Annotated in this window: 19 protein-coding genes and 1 riboswitch; of the genes, 8 read left to right on the forward strand and 11 right to left on the reverse strand. The window is 62.3% G+C overall.

Translation table 11 applies throughout. The features are described 5' to 3' along the window. The first annotated feature begins 87 nt into the window (after positions 1 to 87). Positions 88 to 864 (forward strand): tetratricopeptide repeat protein, encoded by a 777-nt coding sequence (locus B9A97_RS21555; protein WP_244564311.1) that lies wholly within the window; start codon positions 88 to 90, stop codon positions 862 to 864. A 2-nt stretch (positions 865 to 866) separates the two neighbouring features. Here B9A97_RS21555 and B9A97_RS21560 read toward each other — a convergent pair whose 3' ends face one another. The 10 genes from B9A97_RS21560 to B9A97_RS21605 form a co-directional block, all read right to left on the reverse strand. Next, positions 867 to 1,508, reverse strand: a complete 642-nt coding sequence (locus B9A97_RS21560) for a LysE family translocator (protein ID WP_084367882.1) — start codon at positions 1,506 to 1,508, stop codon at positions 867 to 869. Between the two features lie 16 nt (positions 1,509 to 1,524). After that, positions 1,525 to 1,604: riboswitch (ZMP/ZTP riboswitch) on the reverse strand. Positions 1,605 to 1,638: 34 nt separating this feature from the next. Then, entirely contained in the window at positions 1,639 to 2,625 is a 987-nt protein-coding gene (locus B9A97_RS21565; RefSeq protein ID WP_084367883.1) for a type II secretion system F family protein, read from the reverse strand. A 12-nt stretch (positions 2,626 to 2,637) separates the two neighbouring features. After that, positions 2,638 to 3,651, reverse strand: coding sequence for a type II secretion system F family protein (locus tag B9A97_RS21570; protein ID WP_084367884.1), 1,014 nt, complete (start codon positions 3,649 to 3,651; stop codon positions 2,638 to 2,640). A gap of 5 nt (positions 3,652 to 3,656) precedes the next feature. Further along, positions 3,657 to 5,156, reverse strand: coding sequence for a CpaF family protein (locus B9A97_RS21575; RefSeq protein ID WP_084367885.1), 1,500 nt, complete (start codon positions 5,154 to 5,156; stop codon positions 3,657 to 3,659). A gap of 45 nt (positions 5,157 to 5,201) precedes the next feature. After that, positions 5,202 to 6,494: an AAA family ATPase gene (locus B9A97_RS21580; RefSeq protein WP_084367886.1), complete on the reverse strand. Its 1,293-nt coding sequence runs from the start codon at positions 6,492 to 6,494 to the stop codon at positions 5,202 to 5,204. Positions 6,495 to 6,515: 21 nt separating this feature from the next. Next, a complete protein-coding gene (locus tag B9A97_RS21585; protein ID WP_244564312.1) occupies positions 6,516 to 7,151 on the reverse strand; it encodes a CpaD family pilus assembly protein in 636 nt (211 codons plus the stop codon). A gap of 116 nt (positions 7,152 to 7,267) precedes the next feature. Continuing rightward, positions 7,268 to 8,830, reverse strand: a complete 1,563-nt coding sequence (locus tag B9A97_RS21590; protein ID WP_143530645.1) for a type II and III secretion system protein family protein — start codon at positions 8,828 to 8,830, stop codon at positions 7,268 to 7,270. A gap of 14 nt (positions 8,831 to 8,844) precedes the next feature. Further along, positions 8,845 to 9,660, reverse strand: coding sequence for a Flp pilus assembly protein CpaB (gene cpaB / locus B9A97_RS21595; protein ID WP_084367888.1), 816 nt, complete (start codon positions 9,658 to 9,660; stop codon positions 8,845 to 8,847). 124 nt (positions 9,661 to 9,784) lie between these two features. Then, positions 9,785 to 10,297 carry an A24 family peptidase gene (locus B9A97_RS21600; protein WP_084367889.1) on the reverse strand — a complete coding sequence of 171 codons (513 nt, stop codon included), beginning with the start codon at positions 10,295 to 10,297 and terminating at the stop codon, positions 9,785 to 9,787. A gap of 141 nt (positions 10,298 to 10,438) precedes the next feature. Further along, the gene (locus B9A97_RS21605; RefSeq protein ID WP_084367890.1) at positions 10,439 to 10,621 is read right to left on the reverse strand and encodes a Flp family type IVb pilin; all 183 of its coding nucleotides are present in this window, start codon (positions 10,619 to 10,621) and stop codon (positions 10,439 to 10,441) included. Between the two features lie 541 nt (positions 10,622 to 11,162). Here B9A97_RS21605 and B9A97_RS21610 point away from each other — a divergent pair. From B9A97_RS21610 to B9A97_RS21640, 7 genes are all read left to right on the forward strand, one after another. Further along, on the forward strand, positions 11,163 to 11,561 hold the full coding sequence (locus tag B9A97_RS21610) for a pilus assembly protein N-terminal domain-containing protein (protein ID WP_084367891.1): 399 nt from the start codon (positions 11,163 to 11,165) through the stop codon (positions 11,559 to 11,561). A gap of 177 nt (positions 11,562 to 11,738) precedes the next feature. Further along, positions 11,739 to 12,341 (forward strand): TadE/TadG family type IV pilus assembly protein, encoded by a 603-nt coding sequence (locus B9A97_RS21615; protein ID WP_244564313.1) that lies wholly within the window; start codon positions 11,739 to 11,741, stop codon positions 12,339 to 12,341. 47 nt (positions 12,342 to 12,388) lie between these two features. Beyond that, positions 12,389 to 12,958, forward strand: a complete 570-nt coding sequence (locus B9A97_RS21620; protein ID WP_084367960.1) for a TadE/TadG family type IV pilus assembly protein — start codon at positions 12,389 to 12,391, stop codon at positions 12,956 to 12,958. Positions 12,959 to 13,080: 122 nt separating this feature from the next. Next, positions 13,081 to 14,301: a phosphopentomutase gene (locus tag B9A97_RS21625; RefSeq protein ID WP_084367893.1), complete on the forward strand. Its 1,221-nt coding sequence runs from the start codon at positions 13,081 to 13,083 to the stop codon at positions 14,299 to 14,301. After that, positions 14,298 to 15,263, forward strand: a complete 966-nt coding sequence (locus tag B9A97_RS21630; RefSeq protein WP_084367894.1) for an adenosine deaminase — start codon at positions 14,298 to 14,300, stop codon at positions 15,261 to 15,263. The genes B9A97_RS21625 and B9A97_RS21630 overlap by 4 nt, the downstream gene beginning before the upstream one ends. Before the next feature lie 94 nt (positions 15,264 to 15,357). Then, positions 15,358 to 15,987, forward strand: coding sequence for a uracil phosphoribosyltransferase (gene upp, locus B9A97_RS21635; protein WP_084367895.1), 630 nt, complete (start codon positions 15,358 to 15,360; stop codon positions 15,985 to 15,987). Positions 15,988 to 16,150: 163 nt separating this feature from the next. Further along, complete coding sequence (locus B9A97_RS21640) at positions 16,151 to 16,657, forward strand: TIGR02281 family clan AA aspartic protease (protein ID WP_084367896.1); 507 nt, start codon at positions 16,151 to 16,153, stop codon at positions 16,655 to 16,657. 47 nt (positions 16,658 to 16,704) lie between these two features. On the opposite strand, the gene deoA is transcribed toward B9A97_RS21640, so the two are convergent. Further along, on the reverse strand, positions 16,705 to 18,012 hold the full coding sequence (deoA, locus tag B9A97_RS21645) for a thymidine phosphorylase (protein ID WP_084367897.1): 1,308 nt from the start codon (positions 18,010 to 18,012) through the stop codon (positions 16,705 to 16,707). Positions 18,013 to 18,015 lie beyond the last annotated feature (3 nt).

Below are 18,015 nucleotides of genomic sequence, written 5' to 3' on the forward strand. Positions count from 1 at the left end.
CTCCCTGCGACCGGCCTGACATGGGCAATCGGGAACCACATCATGACCGCAAGGCAGCAGAACACCACTCTTCTCAGCAAAGTCCAGATGGCTGGCAGCCTGTGCCTCGTGCTGGCCGCCTTGAGCCTGTCAGGATGCGCGACGGGCCAGGACAGGATGACGACCGGCTCCGTGCCGAAGATGTCCAAGCCCTTGAACCAGATGACCGGTTCCGAACTTGCAGGCGCTGCAGACTCCATCGGTCGGGCCTACGAGAAAAACCCCAAGAACCGGGATACCGGCCTTGCCTATGCCAATGTGTTGATGATGACCGGACGGGAAACCCAGGCGCTGGCGGTGATGCAGCAGGTCGCGATCAACCATCCGCGCGACCGCGACGTGCTGGCCGCCTATGGCAAGGCGCAAGCCGCCGCAGGCCAGCTCGAACAGGCGCTCGGCACCATCAGCCGCGCGCAGACGCCTGACCGGCCGGACTGGCGCCTCTATTCGGCGGAAGGCGCCGTGCTCGATCAACTCGGCCGCAGCGCCGATGCCCGGGCAAAATATCGCCAGGCGCTGGATATCATGCCGAACGAGCCGTCGGTGCTTTCCAACCTCGGCATGTCCTATGTGCTGAGCGGCGACCTGAAAATGGCGGAAACCTATCTTCAGCAAGCCATTGCCCAGCCGGGCGCCGACAGCCGGGTGCGGCAGAACCTGGCGCTGGTCGTGGGCCTGCAGGGCCGTTTCGCCGAGGCCGAACAGATCGCCCGGCGCGAGCTCACCCAGCAACAGGCCGACGCCAATGTCGCCTATCTGCGCAGCATGATGACCCAGCAGAACGCCTGGCAGAAGCTGAAGGGCAAGGACGGCAAGCAGGGATAGCGTCAGCCGAGCCTGACGCCGAGGCCATCAAGCGCCAGGCGCAAGCCCAGTCCGCCCAGCACGACGCCGACAGCACGGTCGATCCAGGCTTTTGCCCTGAGATAGGCCTGCTTGGGCCAGGGAGCCGAAAAGACCAGCGCAACGGCCGCATACCAGCCTGCTTCGACTGCGAAAATGGCCGGCAGCAGCGCGGCCATCAGCCAGAGCGGTGGATCCTGCGGCAGGAGGGCGGCAAAAATGCTGCCATAGACCACGATCGTCTTGGGATTGCTGAGTTGAACCAGCGCGCCGGTGCGCAGGGATCGAAACACGCTGCCCATGCCCGACGGTTCAGACGAGGCCGCGCCGATCGGGGCCGTGGCGCCACGGACAATCCGGATGGCGAGATAGACGAGGTAGAGCCCCCCGCAGATCTTCAGCAGGCGGAAGATCCATTCGGCCTGTTGCAGAACCGCCGTCAGGCCGCCCAGGGCCAGGCCTGCCAGCACGGCGCCACCCAAGCCCATGCCGAGCGCTGCCGCCAATCCTTCGGCACGAGAACCGGAAATCGATATCCTGCTCACCAGGGCAAAACTCGGCCCAGGACTGATCGCGCCAAGAAATATGGCGCCGATAATGCTCAAAAATGCGAGATAGGCTGACATGGTGCATCTCCAAGAGGGGTGATGCCCAGGCGAGCGGCGCTTCAAGCTGCGCTCCCCGATGGTGGCCCATCTCTATCGCCAGTCACGCAGGGCCAAAACCTAGCATGGGCACCGCTGCGCGACAACGGCCTCAGAACCGGTCTGATACCTGGATGCCGGCGGGGCCGAGGATGACGGCGATCAGCACGGGCAGGAAGAACAGGATCATCGGCACGGTGAGCTTGGGCGGCAGGGCGGCGGCCTTCTTTTCTGCCTCGTTCATGCGCTCGTCGCGGCCTTCCTGCGCCAGAACGCGAAGCGCGGTCGCAATCGGCGTACCGTAGCGTTCGGCCTGGATGAGCGCCTGGGTGACGCTTTTCACCCCTTCCAACTGGGTGCGGATGCCGAGGTTTTCGAAGGCGGTGCGGCGATCCTGCAGGAAGGAAAGCTCGGCCGTCGTGAGCACCATTTCCTCGGCGAGTTCCGGCGACTGGGCGGCGATTTCCTCGGCCACGCGGCGCATGGCGGCTTCGATCGAAATACCCGATTCGACGCAGATCAGCATCAGGTCCAGCGCATCAGGCCAGGCGCGGCGGATCGAGTGCTGCCGCTTGTTCATGCGGTTGGTGACATAGATGTTCGGCAGGTAGAACCCGACATAACCGCCGAGAATGGTGACGAACATGCGGATCGGGAATGGCCGGTCGGCGAGATTGCCGAGCACGAAGATCCACACCGCCGTCAGCGCCATGACCACGAAAGGCAAGAGGAACCGGGCCAGCAGGAACATGTTGAGGGCGTTTTGCGAGCGAAAGCCCGCGGCACGCAGCTTCAGGATCGTCGCGTCATCCACGAGCGCCTTGCGAAGGTTGAACTTTTCGACGATCTGCCGGACCGACTGGTTGTTGGTGGCCCTGAGCGAGGCCTTGTTGGCATTATGCTCGGCATTCATGCGGGCGCGCTCGCGGGCGCGGATCATTTCGCGCTCCGTCGACACCGCTTTCATGCGCTTGTCGAGATCACCGCGCTCCAGATAGGGCAGCGCCAGGGAATAGAAGGTGCCGAAGACGGCGATCGCGACGAGAACCGCCACGATCATGCCGGGATCGGTCAGCATTGCAGCCAGTTCCTTGGTCATGCCGTCTTCTCCCTAGATGTCGAAATTGATCATGTTGCGCATGACAAGAATGCCGATGGTCATCCACACGCCGGATACGGCCATGATCAGGTGGCCGCGCGGGTCGGTGAACAGGACCATGATGTAGCCAGGCGAGGTGAGGAACACGAGCAGCGCAACGATGAAGGGCAGCGCGCCGATGATGACGGCCGACGCCTTGGCCTCCATGGAGAGCGCCTGCACCTTGGCCTTCATCTTCTTGCGGTCGCGCAGCACGCGCGAGAGATTGCCGAGCGCCTCGGACAGGTTACCCCCGGCCTGGCTCTGGATCGCAATCACGATCGAGAAGAAATTGATTTCCGGCAGCGGCATGGTGATCAGCATGCGCTGGCAGGCCTCGGGAATGCTGAGGCCCACCTGCTGGGACTCGAGCACGCGCTTGAACTCGGACTTGACCGGCTCCTGGCCATCGGCCGCGATCAGCCTTATGGCGTCGTTGAGCGGCAGGCCCGACTTGATGGAGCGCACCATGACGTCGAGTGAATTCGGAAATTCGTTCAGGAAGGCCGTTTGCCGGCGGGAGATGAGGAAGCCGACAAACCAGCGCGGCAGGCCAATGGCCATGACGAAGCCGATGCCGGCAACCGCGACCAGCGGCAGGCCGAAAATGAAGGAAAAGGCCGCCATGACAAGCCCGAAGACGGCGCTGAACAGGTAAAACCTGGCGGGAGAGAGTGACAGGCCGGCCTGGGAGAGCTTGGCCTTCATGGTCGTTGCCGCATTCTTGCGGCTCTTTTCCTGCTGCTTGCTTTCCAGTTCCTTCAGCGAATCCTGCACGGATTTGCGTCGCTTGGAGACTTCCTGCACCCGGTCGCGGGCGGCCTTGACCTTCACATGGTCGGTTTCGGCCGATTTGACCCTGTTGATGCGGTTCGCGGTCTTCTTCTCGACCTCAATGCGCGAGAACATCAGGCCATAGGCGACCGCGCCCGCAGCGACGGCGACCAGCGCGATGATGCCCAATATCTCGATCGGAAGTCCGAACATGACCGCTATACCCCGCCGCCCTTCTGTTCCATGGCATCCAGGGCCGCCGCCAGACGGCGTTCCTCATTGTAGTAGCGCGCCCGGTCCCAAAAATGCGGCTTGCCGATGCCGGTCGACATGTGCCGGCCGATGATGCGGCCGCTGGCATCCTCGCCATCGATCTCGTAGCGCATCAGGTCCTGGGTGATGATGACGTCGCCTTCCATACCGATCACCTCGGTGATGTGGGTGATGCGGCGGGAACCATCACGCAGGCGGGCGGCCTGGATGATGACATCGATGGAACCGGCGATGATTTCGCGGACCGTCTTGGCCGGCAGGCTGAAGCCGCCCATGGCGATCATCGATTCCATACGCGACAGGCATTCGCGCGGGGTGTTGGCGTGGATCGTACCCATGGAGCCGTCGTGGCCGGTGTTCATGGCCTGCAACAGGTCGAAGACCTCCGGTCCGCGCACTTCGCCGACGATGATGCGTTCGGGGCGCATGCGCAGGCAGTTCTTGACGAGGTCACGCATGGTGATCTCGCCTTCGCCTTCGATGTTCGGCGGACGGGTTTCGAGACGCACCACATGGGGCTGCTGCAGCTGCAGTTCGGCGGTGTCCTCGCAGGTGATGACACGCTCGTCGGCATCGATGTAGCCGGTGAGGCAGTTCAACAGCGTGGTCTTGCCGGAGCCGGTACCGCCTGAGATGACGACATTGCAGCGAACGCGGCCGATGATCTGCAGGACCTCGGCGCCCTCGGGTGTGATGGCGCCGAAACGCACGAGCTGGTCGAGCTTCAGCTTGTCCTTCTTGAACTTGCGGATGGTGAGCGCCGGACCGTCGATGGCAAGCGGCGGCGCGATGACGTTGACGCGCGAACCGTCGGGAAGGCGGGCGTCGCAGATCGGCGAGCTTTCATCGACGCGGCGGCCGACCTGGCTGACGATGCGCTGGCAGATGGACAGGAGCTGCTGGTTGTCGCGGAACCGGATTTCCGATTCGATGGTTTTGCCGCCCACTTCGATGAAGGTCTGGCCGGCGCCGTTGACCATGATGTCGGCGATGTCGTCGCGGGCCAGCAGCGGCTCCAGCGGGCCATAACCCAGCACGTCGTTGCAGATATCCTCGAGCAGTTCCTCCTGCTCGGAGATCGACATCGCGAAATTCTTGATCGTGATGATGTCGTTGACGATGTCGCGGATTTCCTCGCGAGCGCTCTCACCATCAAGCTTGGCGAGCTGCGACAGGTCGATCGTATCGATCAGCGCCGAGAAGACCTGCGATTTGGTGTCGTAGTAATCCTGGGTGCGCGGCGGGCGCTTGCGTGCGGCGGCCGCCGGCGCCTGCATCGACGGGGGTGTCACCTGCTGGCGGACGGGCTCCTCGCGCATCGGCTCGACCGGTGCGCCCATGCGGGCGGCCGGAGCCTGGACGGACGGCGGCATTGCCGCCGGCGGCGCCGTCGTGACGCCACCCCCGCCCTTGCCAAATCCATCGCTTCCGCGTTTGCCAAACATGCCGTTACCTATTTCCTACCATGTGCAGACGAGAGATCAGCAAAGTCATTTCTTGCGGCCGAGCAGGCTCAGCATCTTTCCGAGCCCGCCTTTCTTTTCCTTCTTCAGCCTGACGCGTCCCGTCACCAGATGGGCAATCTGCGAGAAGATCTCGGCCGTCGGCGACTTCGCGTCGATTTCGGAGATCATGCGGCCGCTATTGGCGGCATTGCCGAAGAGCTGGACGTCAAAGGGAATGATGGCGACCGGATCCACTTCCAGCGGCTCGAAGAAGTCGTTCGGCGCGATCTCCGGCCGCTTGGGCATGCCCACCTGGTTCAGGATGAAATGCGGCGTCTTGTCGTTGGGCCTCAGCTTCTTCAGCGCGTCCAACATGTTCTTGGCGTTGCGCAGGTTGGCGAGATCGGGCGCGCAGGTGATCACCACCTCGTCGGCATCCGACAGGACCGAGCGGGTCCAGTCGGACCAGACATGCGGCACGTCCAGCACCGTGACAGGCGCACTGCGCTGCAGGAGCTCCATGACCGGATGAAAGGCCATGCGGTCGAAATCATAGGCGCGGTCCAGCAGCGAGGGTGCGGCGAGTAGCGACAGGTTTTGCGAGCAGGTGGTCAGGAGGCGATCGAGGAAGACCTCGTCCAGTCGATCAGGCGAAAACACCGCCTCGGCCATGCCCTGGGCGGGGTCCTGGTCGAAATCGATATTGGCGGTGCCATAGGGCAGATCGAGGTCTGCCAGGATCGTTTCGGTGGAGAAGAGGCTGGAGATCGAAAAGGCGCAGTTGTGCGAGATGGTGGAAGAGCCCACGCCGCCCTTGGCACCGATGAAGGCGACGGTGCGGCCGAGCGGCTCGGCTTCGGGATCGACGAAGATGGCCGCCACGGCGCCGAGGACATCGGCCATGGAAACGGGTGCCACCATGTATTCCGAGATGCCATTGCGGATCAGCGCCCGGTAGAGCGGGATATCATTGTAGCGGCCGATGATGATGACGCGGGTGGAGGGATCGCAGACCTCCGCCAGCGGCGACAGCTCCTCCATCAGGTTGGCTGGCTCGGCATCGGTTTCGAGAATGATCAGGTTCGGCGTCGGCGACGACGAGAACATGTTGGCGGCGGCGGACACATTGCCATTGGTGATCCTGAGGCTGACCTTGGCCATGCGCCGGTCCTGTCCGCATTTTTCCATGACCCGAAGAATGGGCTCGGACATGCAGAACGCGTGGATCGAGATACGCGGAAGCGGACGCAGGGATTCGAGATCGCCTGTCGCTGCCGCTTCCGTCTGGGCATGGCGCCCGTCCTGTCGGGGCTGGATATCGTAGTCGATCGCGGTCATGGTCTCTGATCCCGATTCCCGTTATTCGGATGCGCTGGGAGCGGTGCGATAAACACCGATGACATTGGCGCGCTGCGTGGCATCGATCGGCGCCATCTTGCGCGGGGCGACGAGGTCCATCGGGTTTTCCACCTGGGCGGCCAGGTTGTTCTGGCTGGCGCAGCCGAAATTGTGCCAGTTGCGGTTCTCGATGGTTGCGGGGTTCATCAGGTCTGCCGGCCAGTTGCCGCAGGGCTCCGTCACCGCCGACATTGCCACATAGGTCAGGCGGATCGGGGCAATATTGTCCTGCGCGCCGGCCTGGTAGCTGGTCTCGATGATCTTTGGCATGGGAACGCCATTGGCGGCCAGCACCGAGCGGATTTCCTTGCGCATGCCCTGGGCGGCGCCGGAATTATAGGCGCCCTGCGGAATGAACATCTGCACCGAACCGGTGGCGCGCTGGCGATAATCGGCTGCAAAGCCGGCGATCACATCGCGCGTGCCCTGGGTCAGCTTACGGTCCCCCGAGGCAATCGGCACCTCGATGCTGTGCTCGACTTCGGTCAGCGTGATCGGATGGCGGGCGCGGTAGTCATCCGGGATCGAGCCGGTGGTCATGTTGTCGCGATTGGCGCAACCGGCGAGCAGCCCGATCGTGCCCATGACGAGGGCCATGCGCGCCAGATTGGCCAGGGGTCGCGAGTTCTGTGTCGAGTTGACGGAGCGCATGGGGATGGAGCTTTCGATGACTGCGGGCTTGACCGTGGACAGGGACATTTCGACCTCGGCGCTCACTTGTAGATAAATCCGACGGCGCCGTGATACCGGCCGCTCGCCTCGGTTTCCTTGCGGCCGTAGACCTTGTTCACCCGGTTGAGGAAGAAGGTCGCGGCATCGTTCTCGGCGCTGAAATTGTCGTCTGGGCGGGCGATCTGGTTGCGGGCGACGGGACGCACGAGATAGGGCGTGGCGATGATCACCAGTTCCGTTTCGTTGCGCATGAAGTCCTTGCTGCGGAACAGCGTGCCGAGAACCGGCACCTTGGAGAGGCCCGGCACGCCGGAATAGGCCTGGCGGACATTGTCCTGCACGAGGCCGGCAATGACGATCGAGCCGCCGGAGGGCAGTTCGACAGTGGTCGAAGCCTCGCGCTTGCGGATCGACATATAGGTGCTGCCGGGGATGGAGGCGAAGGTGTTGCCCGTGGTGGCCGAGCCTTCGTAGGTCGGCTCGGATACGTTGGTCTCGATCTTCAGGCTGATGCGGCCGGGCGCCAGGACCACGGGCCGGAAGTTCAGTTCGATGCCGTAATCCACCGTGTTGGTGGTGCGGGTCACCGTGGGCTGATTGGTTGTCGTATCGACGTCGATTTCCTGCTCGGCAGCAAGGCGGAACTCGCCACCGACATAGAACTTGGCCTGTTCGCCTGAGATCGCGGTGAGGCTGGGCTCGGCCAGCGTGCGCATCACGCCCGCCTGCTCCATGGCATTGATATAGGAGTTGATCGCATAGCGGCCGGCGGATGCCAGGACGTTTGCCGTACCGCCAACATCGATGGCATTGCCGAGATTGGACGGATTGGCGAAGTTGATGCCGCTTCGTCCATCGGACATCGTGCCGTTGAAGCCAAGCTGCTTCAGGACCTGGCGGCTGACTTCGGCGACCGTGACCTTCAGCGTCACCTGGTCCTCACCCTCGATGGTGAGCAGGTTGACGATCTGCGAGCTCTGGCGCTCCTCGGCGAAGATGGCGACGGCGGCGTCGCCGCTGGTGCTGGAGGCGGTGGCGGTCTGGTTGCGCGTGGTCGCCTCGCCGCCCTTGAGGAAGGCGTTGGCAAGGTTTTCGGCGCGCGCCGCATCCTGGGGGGTGCGCACGGTGCCGCTCAGCACGATGTTGTCCGAGACGATCTCGACCTTGATGTCGGATTCGGGGATGAAGCGCGAGAGATTGGCTTCCAGGCCGGCGATATCGCGTTCGATGGCGATGTCGAGGCTGACGATTTCTTCGCCGCCGGGGCCGAAGATGAAGATGTTGGTCTGGCCGACCGACTTGCCGAACAGATAGATGCGGCGCGAGGTGCGCGTCACGGCATCGGCCATCTCGGGGTCGGCGACGAGAATATCATGGGCGTCTTCCGGCAGGTCCACGACAAGCGCCTTGTTGAGGCCGAGCTTGATGGAACGGCGCGCGCCGGGTCCGGACTGCTTGATGCGGATAACGCTTTCAGCGGCCGCATATGCCGAGGAGGCCTGGATTGCCGCGGGCACATAGCCCGCCGGCATGCCGGACAGGGCCAGGCCGAATGCGATGCTGCCCGAAAGGGCCAGGCGCAGGTTCTTCTTCAAGCCGATCATGTCGAGGCCTCCCTTCATTGCATCTGCCCCGTCGTATTTTCCTTGACCACTTCGCCGGACTTGATCACCTGGATCGAGGGCGTTCCGGTATCGCCGCTCAACAGGTAGTTGGCGGCCGAGGTATCTTCTTCCTGGGCATCGGCCACGGAGCGGAGCGTCAGGCTCAGCCGGTCTGCCATCTGCTGCGCAACGATGATGACCTTGGCCTGATCGGGGGTCAGCTCCAGGGTTGCGGTGGTGCCCACCACCGTCTTGGCGCCGTCCTCGCTCTCCTCAATGCGCTGGTCGATGGCGAGCACGCGGACATTGGAGAGGACGGTTTCGGTCAGGTAATTGGTCTTGTCGTCACCCTTGCGGACCATGATCACATCGACGCGGTCATTGGGCAGGATGAAGCCGCCGGCGCCGGTGGCGACCGTGATTTCCGTCGAGACGGCGCGCTTGCCCGACGGCAAGAGCGACGACAGGATACGGCTCGAGCTGTCGGCGATCTTTTCGGCACGCAGCGGCTCGCCCTCGAAGATCGGCAGGCGCACGACGACGCCCTGCAGTTCCTTCATCGCCTCGGGGCGGTTCTGCTCTGTGATGAAGCCTTCGACGACCCCGCCTTCGGGCCAGGGCATCCAGCGCATCGAATCATCATTGAGGCGGGAGCCCACGGGAAGATTGGCCGCCGAGACCAGCACATTGATCGTCGGCTCGCGCTTGACCACCGCTTCCACGCTTTCCTGGACCGCAGCGGTCCCGCCGGTGAGCCGCATGGCGAGGAAACCGGCCATGCCAGCCGCAACGACGGCGACAGCGAGGATGATGATGCGGGCGGGTTTCATGATCTTTCCTTGACCGGGACAAACTTCTGTCCCAGCCAGATTGATCAGGAATTGGTGTAATAATGGTTAACAAGACGCTTACAATTCTGGTTAACAGCGTCTTTATAAGGCCGTGAGGCGCGGCTCAGCGAAGCCCTTCAAGCGCTGCCACCATAAGCGGCGAGCTGGGAAAGGCCAGGATGCCGGCGATGCCGATGGCGATGCCATAGGGCACCTTCTTGGCCATCAGGATGGAATTTGGCACCGGCAGGCCAAGGGCCAGAACGCGGTTTGCATTGCCCCTGACGATGAGAATCAGAATGGTGAGGATGCCGCCGATATAGGAGACGTAGATCAGGAAGGTCAGCAGCGACATGTTGAGCCCGAACCACAGGGCTGCTGCCGTCAAGAGCTTGGCATCGCCACCGCCCATGACATTGATCGCGAAGAGGCCGAAGCAGACGGCGAAAACCGCAAGGCCCGCGGCGACGTGAAAGCCGAACTCGGTCAGCGTCAGGCCGGCAAAGGGTGCGATCGCGAAGAAGGCTGCACCGAGAACCAAGGGTATGCGGTTCGGAATCTTCATTTCCAGAAGGTCCGTCCAGGCCGCCATGACCAGGCAGATGGGGAAGATCACGAATATGGCCGCTGCCAGCATGGCTATGTTCCTCCTGATGCTCCCACAGCATCGACGAAAATGCTTAGGAAATCGCCAATCGTTCCTGTCGTACAAACGCCAAAAGCCGCCGTTTGACGGGCGGCTTCTGGAATAGGTCCCAGGCGGGAAAGCCTTCAGACGTTAGTTGGCGCCTTCGGACGTGACCATCTTGGTCGAGATGTCCTTGAAGGTGTTGTTCAGGCTGGTGCCGAGGGTGGTCGCGCCGGTGATGAGGGCGACGGAAATCAGGGCGGCGATCAGGCCGTATTCGATGGCGGTTGCGCCGGACTCGTCATTCTTGAAACGTGCGAAAAGCTTGGTCATGATTATCTCCTACTCCACGATGTTTGTTCAGCACTCCCGGCAACTGTTTGCCGTTGCTCGGATGACTGCAAACTACACGGGGGCCATTTCCATCGGCTTAAGGAAGACGGTTACCAAGGCCTTAACCGCCGTTTGCGGCGGGATTGGTTAATGGCTGAACAATCGGGGCGGCGTAATCTTATGAAGCTTTCTCGACTGCGATATTTCACAGTCTCCAAGTACTGTTGCATCAATACTTTGCCGCAAGATCGTTAAAATTTTAATCGCTGCCTCGGCTTGGGCGTAACGACCGCGCGGCTGAGAATCCGGGCGCCGTTGACATGCAAGAATGCTAAAACAGCTGCATCAAAACGGCATGCCTGCGCCGAGGTGGAAAAAATAGTCACTCGAACGCAGCAGAAAATGCTTCGCGAAGGCCTCAATGGCCTGCTGCACGGCGCATCAAGCCCAATTCATGCGGCTTAACCGTTCATTCACCAATCCGGGGCATCTTCACAGGGGAAATTCCCGTTCCGCCCTCAGTATAAACAAGGCATGTTCGATGGCATCCAGCAGCATTCGCTATTTCCTGGCGCTTGGCCTTACCATCGCCTGTGCCGTCCCTTCCGCAGCGGTAGCGGAAGACAATATGCTGCGTGTCTATATGGATCACGCGCGCGTGCTGAAGCTCGACCGCCCGGTCAGCAAGGTCATCATCGGTAATGCCAAGGTGGCGGACGCAACCGTTGCTGACGCCCAGACCATCGTGCTCACCGGCCGCAGCTTCGGCACGACCAACCTGGTGCTGCTGGACGCCCAGGGGAACGCGATCATCGACGAGCGGATCCTGGTTTCCATCGACGAGGGCAATACTGTGCGCGTGTTCAAGGCCACCAGCCGCTCAGTCCTGTCCTGCACGCCCAATTGCGAAGAGCATTCGGCCCAGGGAACCGGTGGCTAGTCGGTTTGAGCGGGCCTGGACGTCGTGTTCGGGGTGCCGGATGGCGGCCTCCCGATTCCGTACAAATGTAAAAGCCGGCGAAACGGAAAATCAACATTTGGTCCCTACCCTTCGGACCAATGATCCCCTTTTCGGATAGGCATGATGGCCACCATCACTGATGGACAGCAAGGCGGCATGAAGACGCGGCGCCGGTTCGGTTTCAAACTGAAGCGGTTGGCGCGGTCTAGAGATGGTGCTGCCGCCATCGAATTCGCGATCCTCGCCATTCCCTATTTCATGATCGTCTTCGCGATCATCGAAACCTTCGTCGCCTTTACTGCCGAGCAGTTGCTGACCAATGCGGTGAACACCGTCTCCCGTCAGCTTCGCACGGGACAGATCACCTTTGGGCTCAATCGCGACAGCGACATGACCGAAGTGGAATTCCGGACCGCCTTCTGCAACGAAATCTCGATCCTGATGAAATGCGATGCGGCTGAGATCGCAACGCCGAAGAAGCTGTTCATCGATGTGCGCACCTTCAGTTCCTTTTCCAGCATCCCGAAGACCATTCCGCGGGTTTCCAACGCGGACTTCGCCGATCTCGATACCTCGTCCTTCAAGTTCACGCCGGGCGGATCGAAGAGCATCAACATGATGCGCGTCTTCTACAAATGGCAGATCACCGCCGATATCGTCAGGCCCTATATCACCACGATCCGCCCCGCGGATGGCTCCATGCCGACCGACTTCCTGATCGTCGGCACCACCGCTTTCCAGAATGAGGATTTCCCGTGAGCCCGCGCCGCCAAGACATCGGCCTGCCGCGCGACGGCAGCGCCTCCTTGCCCCTGAAAACACGGATTTGCCGCCTCGCCAGCCGCCTACGCGGCGACGAGAGGGGCGTCGGCGCGGTGGAATTCGCGCTGCTGATGCCGATGCTGATCGTCGTCTATCTCATGGCCTTCGAGCTGACGATCGGCATCAGCGTGGCCAAGCGCGCCACCAACAGCGCCAGCACCGTGGCCGACCTGGTGACGCAGCAGGACAAGGTCAGCAAATCCTTCCTCAACACCATGGGCGACGTGGCCGCCAGCATCTTCGTTCCCTATGGAAGCAGTTCGCTGAAGCTCAAGATCACGGGCATCTCCATCGATGCGTCCAGCAATGCCAAGGTCGCCTGGTCCTGGGCCAATGACGGCACCAAGCCCTATGTGGCCAACAGTGCCGCCACCGTTCCCGCGGCGATGATTTCACCCAGCACCTTCCTGGTGCGCTCGGAACTCAGCATTCCCCATAAGTTGGTGATGTATCTGCCGGGCATGAGCGATACCGAGGTGAACACCATCACCATAGCTCGGGAATATTACTATCGCCAGCGTGTGGGCAGCGGCATTGCCTGCACCGACTGCTGAGCTGCGGCGCCATCCACGAGACGGCCGGTTTGCAAAGACGGCACCGAGACGCTAAACATGCGCCACCGGCCAACCGCGGCTTTTCGCGCTTCTCCGGACAGACTGTTTTGGCCGGGTGAACCATGGCACGTGCATTTCTCTTTGTCCTTGATTCCTTCGGTATCGGCGGGGCGCCAGACGCGGAAGACTATGGCGATCTCGGCTCCAACACGCTTGGGCATATCGCGGAATTCTGCGCAGCCGGCGCCGGCGACCGGGCTGGCCTGCGCTCCGGTCCCCTGAAGCTGCCGAACATGTCGGCGATAGGGCTGATGCACATTGCCAAGTTGGCGAGCGGCGACTATCCCGCCGGCATGCCGGTGCCGGAGCGGGTGTTCGGGCTGCATGGCGCGGCAAGCGAGGTATCGCGTGGCAAGGACACGCCGTCCGGTCACTGGGAAATCGCCGGCACGCCGGTCACGTTCGACTGGGGCTACTTTGCCAGCGAAGGCGATGCCTTTCCTGAGGACCTGGTTGAGGCGATCTGTCGTGAGGGCGAGGTGCCCGGCATACTCGGCAATTGCGTCGCCTCGGGAACAGAGATCATCGCCAGGCTCGGAGACGAGCATATCCTGACCGGCAAACCGATCTGCTATACCTCGACGGACTCGGTGCTGCAAATTGCAGCGCACGAGATCCATTTCGGCCTGGACCGGCTGATCAAGCTCTGCGAGACGGCGCGGCGGCTGGTCGATCCCCTGAATATCGGTCGCGTGATTGCCCGCCCCTTTGTCGGCGAGAGCCCCGCAACCTTCGTGCGAACAGGCAATCGCCGCGACTTCTCCGTCCTGCCACCCGAACCGACACTGCTCGACCGTCTCGTGGATGCGGGGCGGAAAGTGCATGCGATCGGCAAGATCGGCGATATCTATGCGCATCAGGGCGTATCGCGCATCATCAAGGCCAATGGCAACATGGCGCTGATGGATGCGACGCTGCAGACGATCGACGAGGCTGCCGATGGCGATCTCGTCTTCACCAATTTCGTCGATTTCGACCAGCTCTACGGTCATCGGCGTGATGTGCCGGGCTATGCGGCAGCGCTTGAGGCCTTCGACCGGCGCATTCCCGAGGCGAACCGGCGGCTGAAACCGGGGGATCTCGTCATGCTGACGGCAGACCACGGCTGCGACCCGACATGGCGCGGAACCGACCACACGCGCGAGCGCGTGCCGATTATGTCCTTCGGACCCGGCCTGCGCTCGCGCTTGGTCGGCATTCGCGATACCTATGCCGATATCGGCGAGACGATCGCCGCACATCTCGGCATCGCCCCCGGCCCCCACGGACGGAGTTTCCTGTGAAGAATTTCAAGAAAGTCGAGCTGCATTGCCATGTTGAGGGCGCCGCCCCGCCGCATCTGACACTGAGCCAGGCCGAGAAATACGGCGTCGATCATTCCACGTTCATCCGGGATGGTGCCTATGTCTGGGAGGATTTTACCAGCTTCATTGCCTGCTATGATCATGTGGCGTCGGTGTTTCGGACAGCGGAAGACTATGCCGCCCTGACCGAGGCCTATCTTCTGGAACTGGCGGCCGCCAATACCATCTATAGCGAGCTCTTCATTTCCCCCGATCACGGCGAGGCGGTGGGCATGGACCCTGTCGATTATATCGACGGGCTTGCCGCCGGCATCACCGCCGCGCGGGACAAGACCGGCATCGAGTGCCGCATGATCATCATCGGCGAGCGCCATCTCGGTCCGGAAAACGTGCTGCGTCGCGCAGAATGGACGGCAAAGCTCGACCATCCCCTGGTGACCGGCTTCAACATGGCCGGTGAAGAGCGGATGAACCGCGTGGCGGATTATGCCCGGGCATTCGATATCGTCCGTGAGGCCGGCTACGGCATCACCATCCATGCCGGCGAGCTGTGCGGCGCCTTCAGCGTGGCGGATGCGCTTGATCTCGTGCGGCCATCGCGGATCGGCCACGGCGTGCGCGCCATCGAGGACCCGGATCTCGTGCGGCGCCTCGCGGATCTCGGCACGGTGCTGGAGGTCTGCCCCGGATCGAACATCTCGCTCAAGGTATTTCCGGATTTCGAAAGCCATCCGCTGCGCGCCTTCGTGGATGCCGGCGTGCGGGTGACGCTCAATTCCGACGATCCGCCTTTCTTCCACACCTCGCTGCAACGCGAATACGACATCGCATCTGACATCATGGGGTTCAGCGACGAGGAGATCGACCGGATGACGCGGACGGCGCTGGAGGCCGCCTTCGTGGACGAGGAGACGCGAAGCCGGCTGTTGGCCAGGCTTTGAGTTCATCTTGCGGGGGATAAGGCGTCCATCGGCTCTTGCTCAGGCAAGCGCAAACGTGGAAAAACGGACTATCAGCGAAAATAGGGATACATCCATGGACGGCGTCACAGTCATCAATCATCCGCTCGTGCAGCACAAGTTGACGATCATGCGCCGCAAGGAGACCTCGACGTCCAGCTTCCGGCGGCTGCTGCGCGAAATCTCGACGCTGCTGTGCTACGAAGTGACTCGCGACCTCGAACTGACGATGCAGACCATCGAGACGCCGCTGACGGAAATGCAGTCGCCTGTTCTCGAGGGCAAGAAGCTGGTCTTCGCCTCCATCCTGCGCGCCGGCAACGGCTTGCTGGAAGGCATGCTGGAACTGGTCCCGGCCGCCCGCGTCTCGCATATCGGGGTCTACCGCGATCACGACACGCTGCAGCCGGTCGAATATTACTTCAAGGCCCCCGATGCGCTGGACGAACGCCTGATCATCGTCGTCGATCCGATGCTGGCGACCGGCAATTCGTCCATCGCCGCCATCGACAAGCTCAAGGAACGCGGCGCGAAGAACATCCGTTTCCTGTGCCTGCTGGCCGCACCCGAGGGCATCAAGAATTTCCGCGAGGCCCATCCGGATGTTCCGGTCTTCACCGCGTCGATCGATAGCCACCTCAATGAAAAGGGCTATATCGTGCCGGGTCTCGGCGATGCCGGCGACCGGATGTACGGCACGAAATAAGGGCTGCGGTCCTCAATTCATTTACCGTGACTGCAGGTGGCCGTGGATAGCGGCCAACCTTCGAGCATCGGCGCGATTTCCTTAGCAGCTTGTCAAGCATCGCTGGTTAGCGTGGCAGCGTGCCGCTTTTGGCGGCCGCGTGTCCATGACGCAGGAACAACAGATGCTTTTGCGGATCTCCGTCTTTGCCGCCCTCGTGGTTGTGGCCGCCGTCCAGTTTCCGGCCATCTACACCAAGGTGGCCACAGCGCCGGAACCTGCCCAGGAGACGGCAGCACCTGTGATGGCTGCAACGCCTTCCAATCTGGTGACCCTGAAGGCCGACGGGCGGGGACACTATAGCGGCACGTTCAAGATCAACGGCAAGCCGGTGGACGGGCTGATCGATACCGGGGCCTCGCTTGTCGCGATCAATGAGAGCACTGCGCGGCGGCTGGGCTATACCGCTGCTACCCTCAAGTTCGAGCACGAGATCAACACGGCCAATGGCAAGACCGATGCCGCCTATGTGAAGCTTTCCAAGATCGAAATCGGCGGGATCCGGGTCGACAATGTCGATGCCTTCGTGCTGCGCGACAACGCACTCTCGTCAACGCTGATCGGCATGAGCTTTCTCAAGAAACTCGGCGGCTATACGGTCAATGGCGACCGCATGAGCCTCAAGCGATAGGGCTTGTCCCGCAAACACCGACATAGACATGCCCCAGGCTTCGGTCGTCAAATGCGCCTTGCCACGACGGGCGTTTCGGTCGGAGCGCTGTCGCCAATGACGTAGAGCGCCGCCACGCCGGCAGCGATGCGTGCGCCGGATTCGCGGTCTGCCGCATGGACCCGGGCGATCACATCGCCTTTTTCCACCTGGGTTCCCAACGGCTTCAGGCCATCAAGCCCCACGCGATGATCAATGGCATCGGATGGACGCAGGCGTCCGCCACCGAGTTCGACCACGGCGAGCCCCAGCGCCCGCGCGTCGCAAGATGACAGCCAGCCAGCTGTCGGCGCCTCGACCTCGACCACCACAGGCGCCGTTTCAAGATAGGCGTTTGAACGCTCCATGAAATCGGCTGGTCCGCCGAGGGCATGCACCATCCGCCCGAAGATCTCCGCCGCCTGCCCGCTGTCCAGCGCCCGGCGGCAGAGAGTTTCTGCCGCAACCAGATCTGGGGTTGTGCCGGCATTCACCAGCATTTCGGCGCCAAGCGCCAGGGTCACCGCCTCAAGCCGCGATCCAGATTTGTTGCCCTTGAGGAAATCCACTGAATTGCGCACTTCCAGCGCATTACCGGCGGCGTCGGCAAGCGGCTGGTTCATGTCCGTCAACAGGGCCGATGTCTTGACGCCGGCACCATTGGCGACCCGAACCAGGGACTGGGCCAGGGCTTCCGCCTCCTCAAGGCTGGCCATGAAGGCGCCATTGCCGAATTTCACGTCGAGCACGAGGGTTTCAAGCCCGGCGGCGAGCTTCTTCGACAGGATGGAGGCGGTGATCAGCGGGATCGATTCCACCGTGGCCGTGACATCGCGAATGGCGTAGAGGCGGCGGTCGGCCGGCGCCAGATCCGCCGTCTGGCCGATGATGGCGCAGCCGACCTGATCGACCGTCCGGCGAAACAGCGCCGGATCCGGCATGACATTATAGCCTGGTATGGACTGCAGTTTGTCCAGCGTGCCGCCGGTATGGCCGAGGCCGCGACCCGAGATCATCGGCACCGCCAGCCCGCAGGCCGCGACGATGGGCGCCAGCATCAGCGAGACATTATCGCCCACGCCGCCGGTCGAATGCTTGTCGGCAACCGGGCGGCCCAGCCCCTGCCAGGACAGGACCTCGCCCGAATCGCGCATGGCAAGCGTCAGCGCCACGATCTCCTCGGAGCTCATGCCCCGAAAGAACACGGCCATGGCGAAGGCCGCGACCTGGCCCTCGGAGATCGTCTCGTCGGAAAGGCCTGATATGAAGCCCGCAATCTCAGCAGCGCTGAGAACAGCGCCATCACGCTTCCGGCGAATGATCTCCTGCGGGATCATGAT

The sequence above is a fragment of the Rhizobium sp. RU36D genome (assembly GCF_900176345.1).
Lineage (GTDB): Bacteria > Pseudomonadota > Alphaproteobacteria > Rhizobiales > Rhizobiaceae > Allorhizobium.

Coding starts and splice junctions, on each gene's coding strand:
- B9A97_RS21610 (WP_084367891.1), top strand. CDS start 11,163: ATGGCATCCAGCAGCATTCGCTATTTCCTGGCGCTTGGCCTTACCATC.
- B9A97_RS21605 (WP_084367890.1), bottom strand. CDS start 10,621: ATGACCAAGCTTTTCGCACGTTTCAAGAATGACGAGTCCGGCGCAACC.
- upp (WP_084367895.1), top strand. CDS start 15,358: ATGGACGGCGTCACAGTCATCAATCATCCGCTCGTGCAGCACAAGTTG.
- B9A97_RS21570 (WP_084367884.1), bottom strand. CDS start 3,651: ATGTTCGGACTTCCGATCGAGATATTGGGCATCATCGCGCTGGTCGCC.
- B9A97_RS21560 (WP_084367882.1), bottom strand. CDS start 1,508: ATGTCAGCCTATCTCGCATTTTTGAGCATTATCGGCGCCATATTTCTT.
- B9A97_RS21580 (WP_084367886.1), bottom strand. CDS start 6,494: ATGACCGCGATCGACTACGATATCCAGCCCCGACAGGACGGGCGCCAT.
- B9A97_RS21585 (WP_244564312.1), bottom strand. CDS start 7,151: ATGGCCCTCGTCATGGGCACGATCGGGCTGCTCGCCGGTTGCGCCAAT.
- cpaB (WP_084367888.1), bottom strand. CDS start 9,660: ATGAAACCCGCCCGCATCATCATCCTCGCTGTCGCCGTCGTTGCGGCT.
- B9A97_RS21625 (WP_084367893.1), top strand. CDS start 13,081: ATGGCACGTGCATTTCTCTTTGTCCTTGATTCCTTCGGTATCGGCGGG.
- B9A97_RS21555 (WP_244564311.1), top strand. CDS start 88: ATGGCTGGCAGCCTGTGCCTCGTGCTGGCCGCCTTGAGCCTGTCAGGA.
- B9A97_RS21640 (WP_084367896.1), top strand. CDS start 16,151: ATGCTTTTGCGGATCTCCGTCTTTGCCGCCCTCGTGGTTGTGGCCGCC.
- B9A97_RS21590 (WP_143530645.1), bottom strand. CDS start 8,830: ATGATCGGCTTGAAGAAGAACCTGCGCCTGGCCCTTTCGGGCAGCATC.
- B9A97_RS21615 (WP_244564313.1), top strand. CDS start 11,739: ATGAAGACGCGGCGCCGGTTCGGTTTCAAACTGAAGCGGTTGGCGCGG.
- B9A97_RS21600 (WP_084367889.1), bottom strand. CDS start 10,297: ATGCTGGCAGCGGCCATATTCGTGATCTTCCCCATCTGCCTGGTCATG.
- B9A97_RS21575 (WP_084367885.1), bottom strand. CDS start 5,156: ATGTTTGGCAAACGCGGAAGCGATGGATTTGGCAAGGGCGGGGGTGGC.
- B9A97_RS21565 (WP_084367883.1), bottom strand. CDS start 2,625: ATGACCAAGGAACTGGCTGCAATGCTGACCGATCCCGGCATGATCGTG.
- deoA (WP_084367897.1), bottom strand. CDS start 18,012: ATGATCCCGCAGGAGATCATTCGCCGGAAGCGTGATGGCGCTGTTCTC.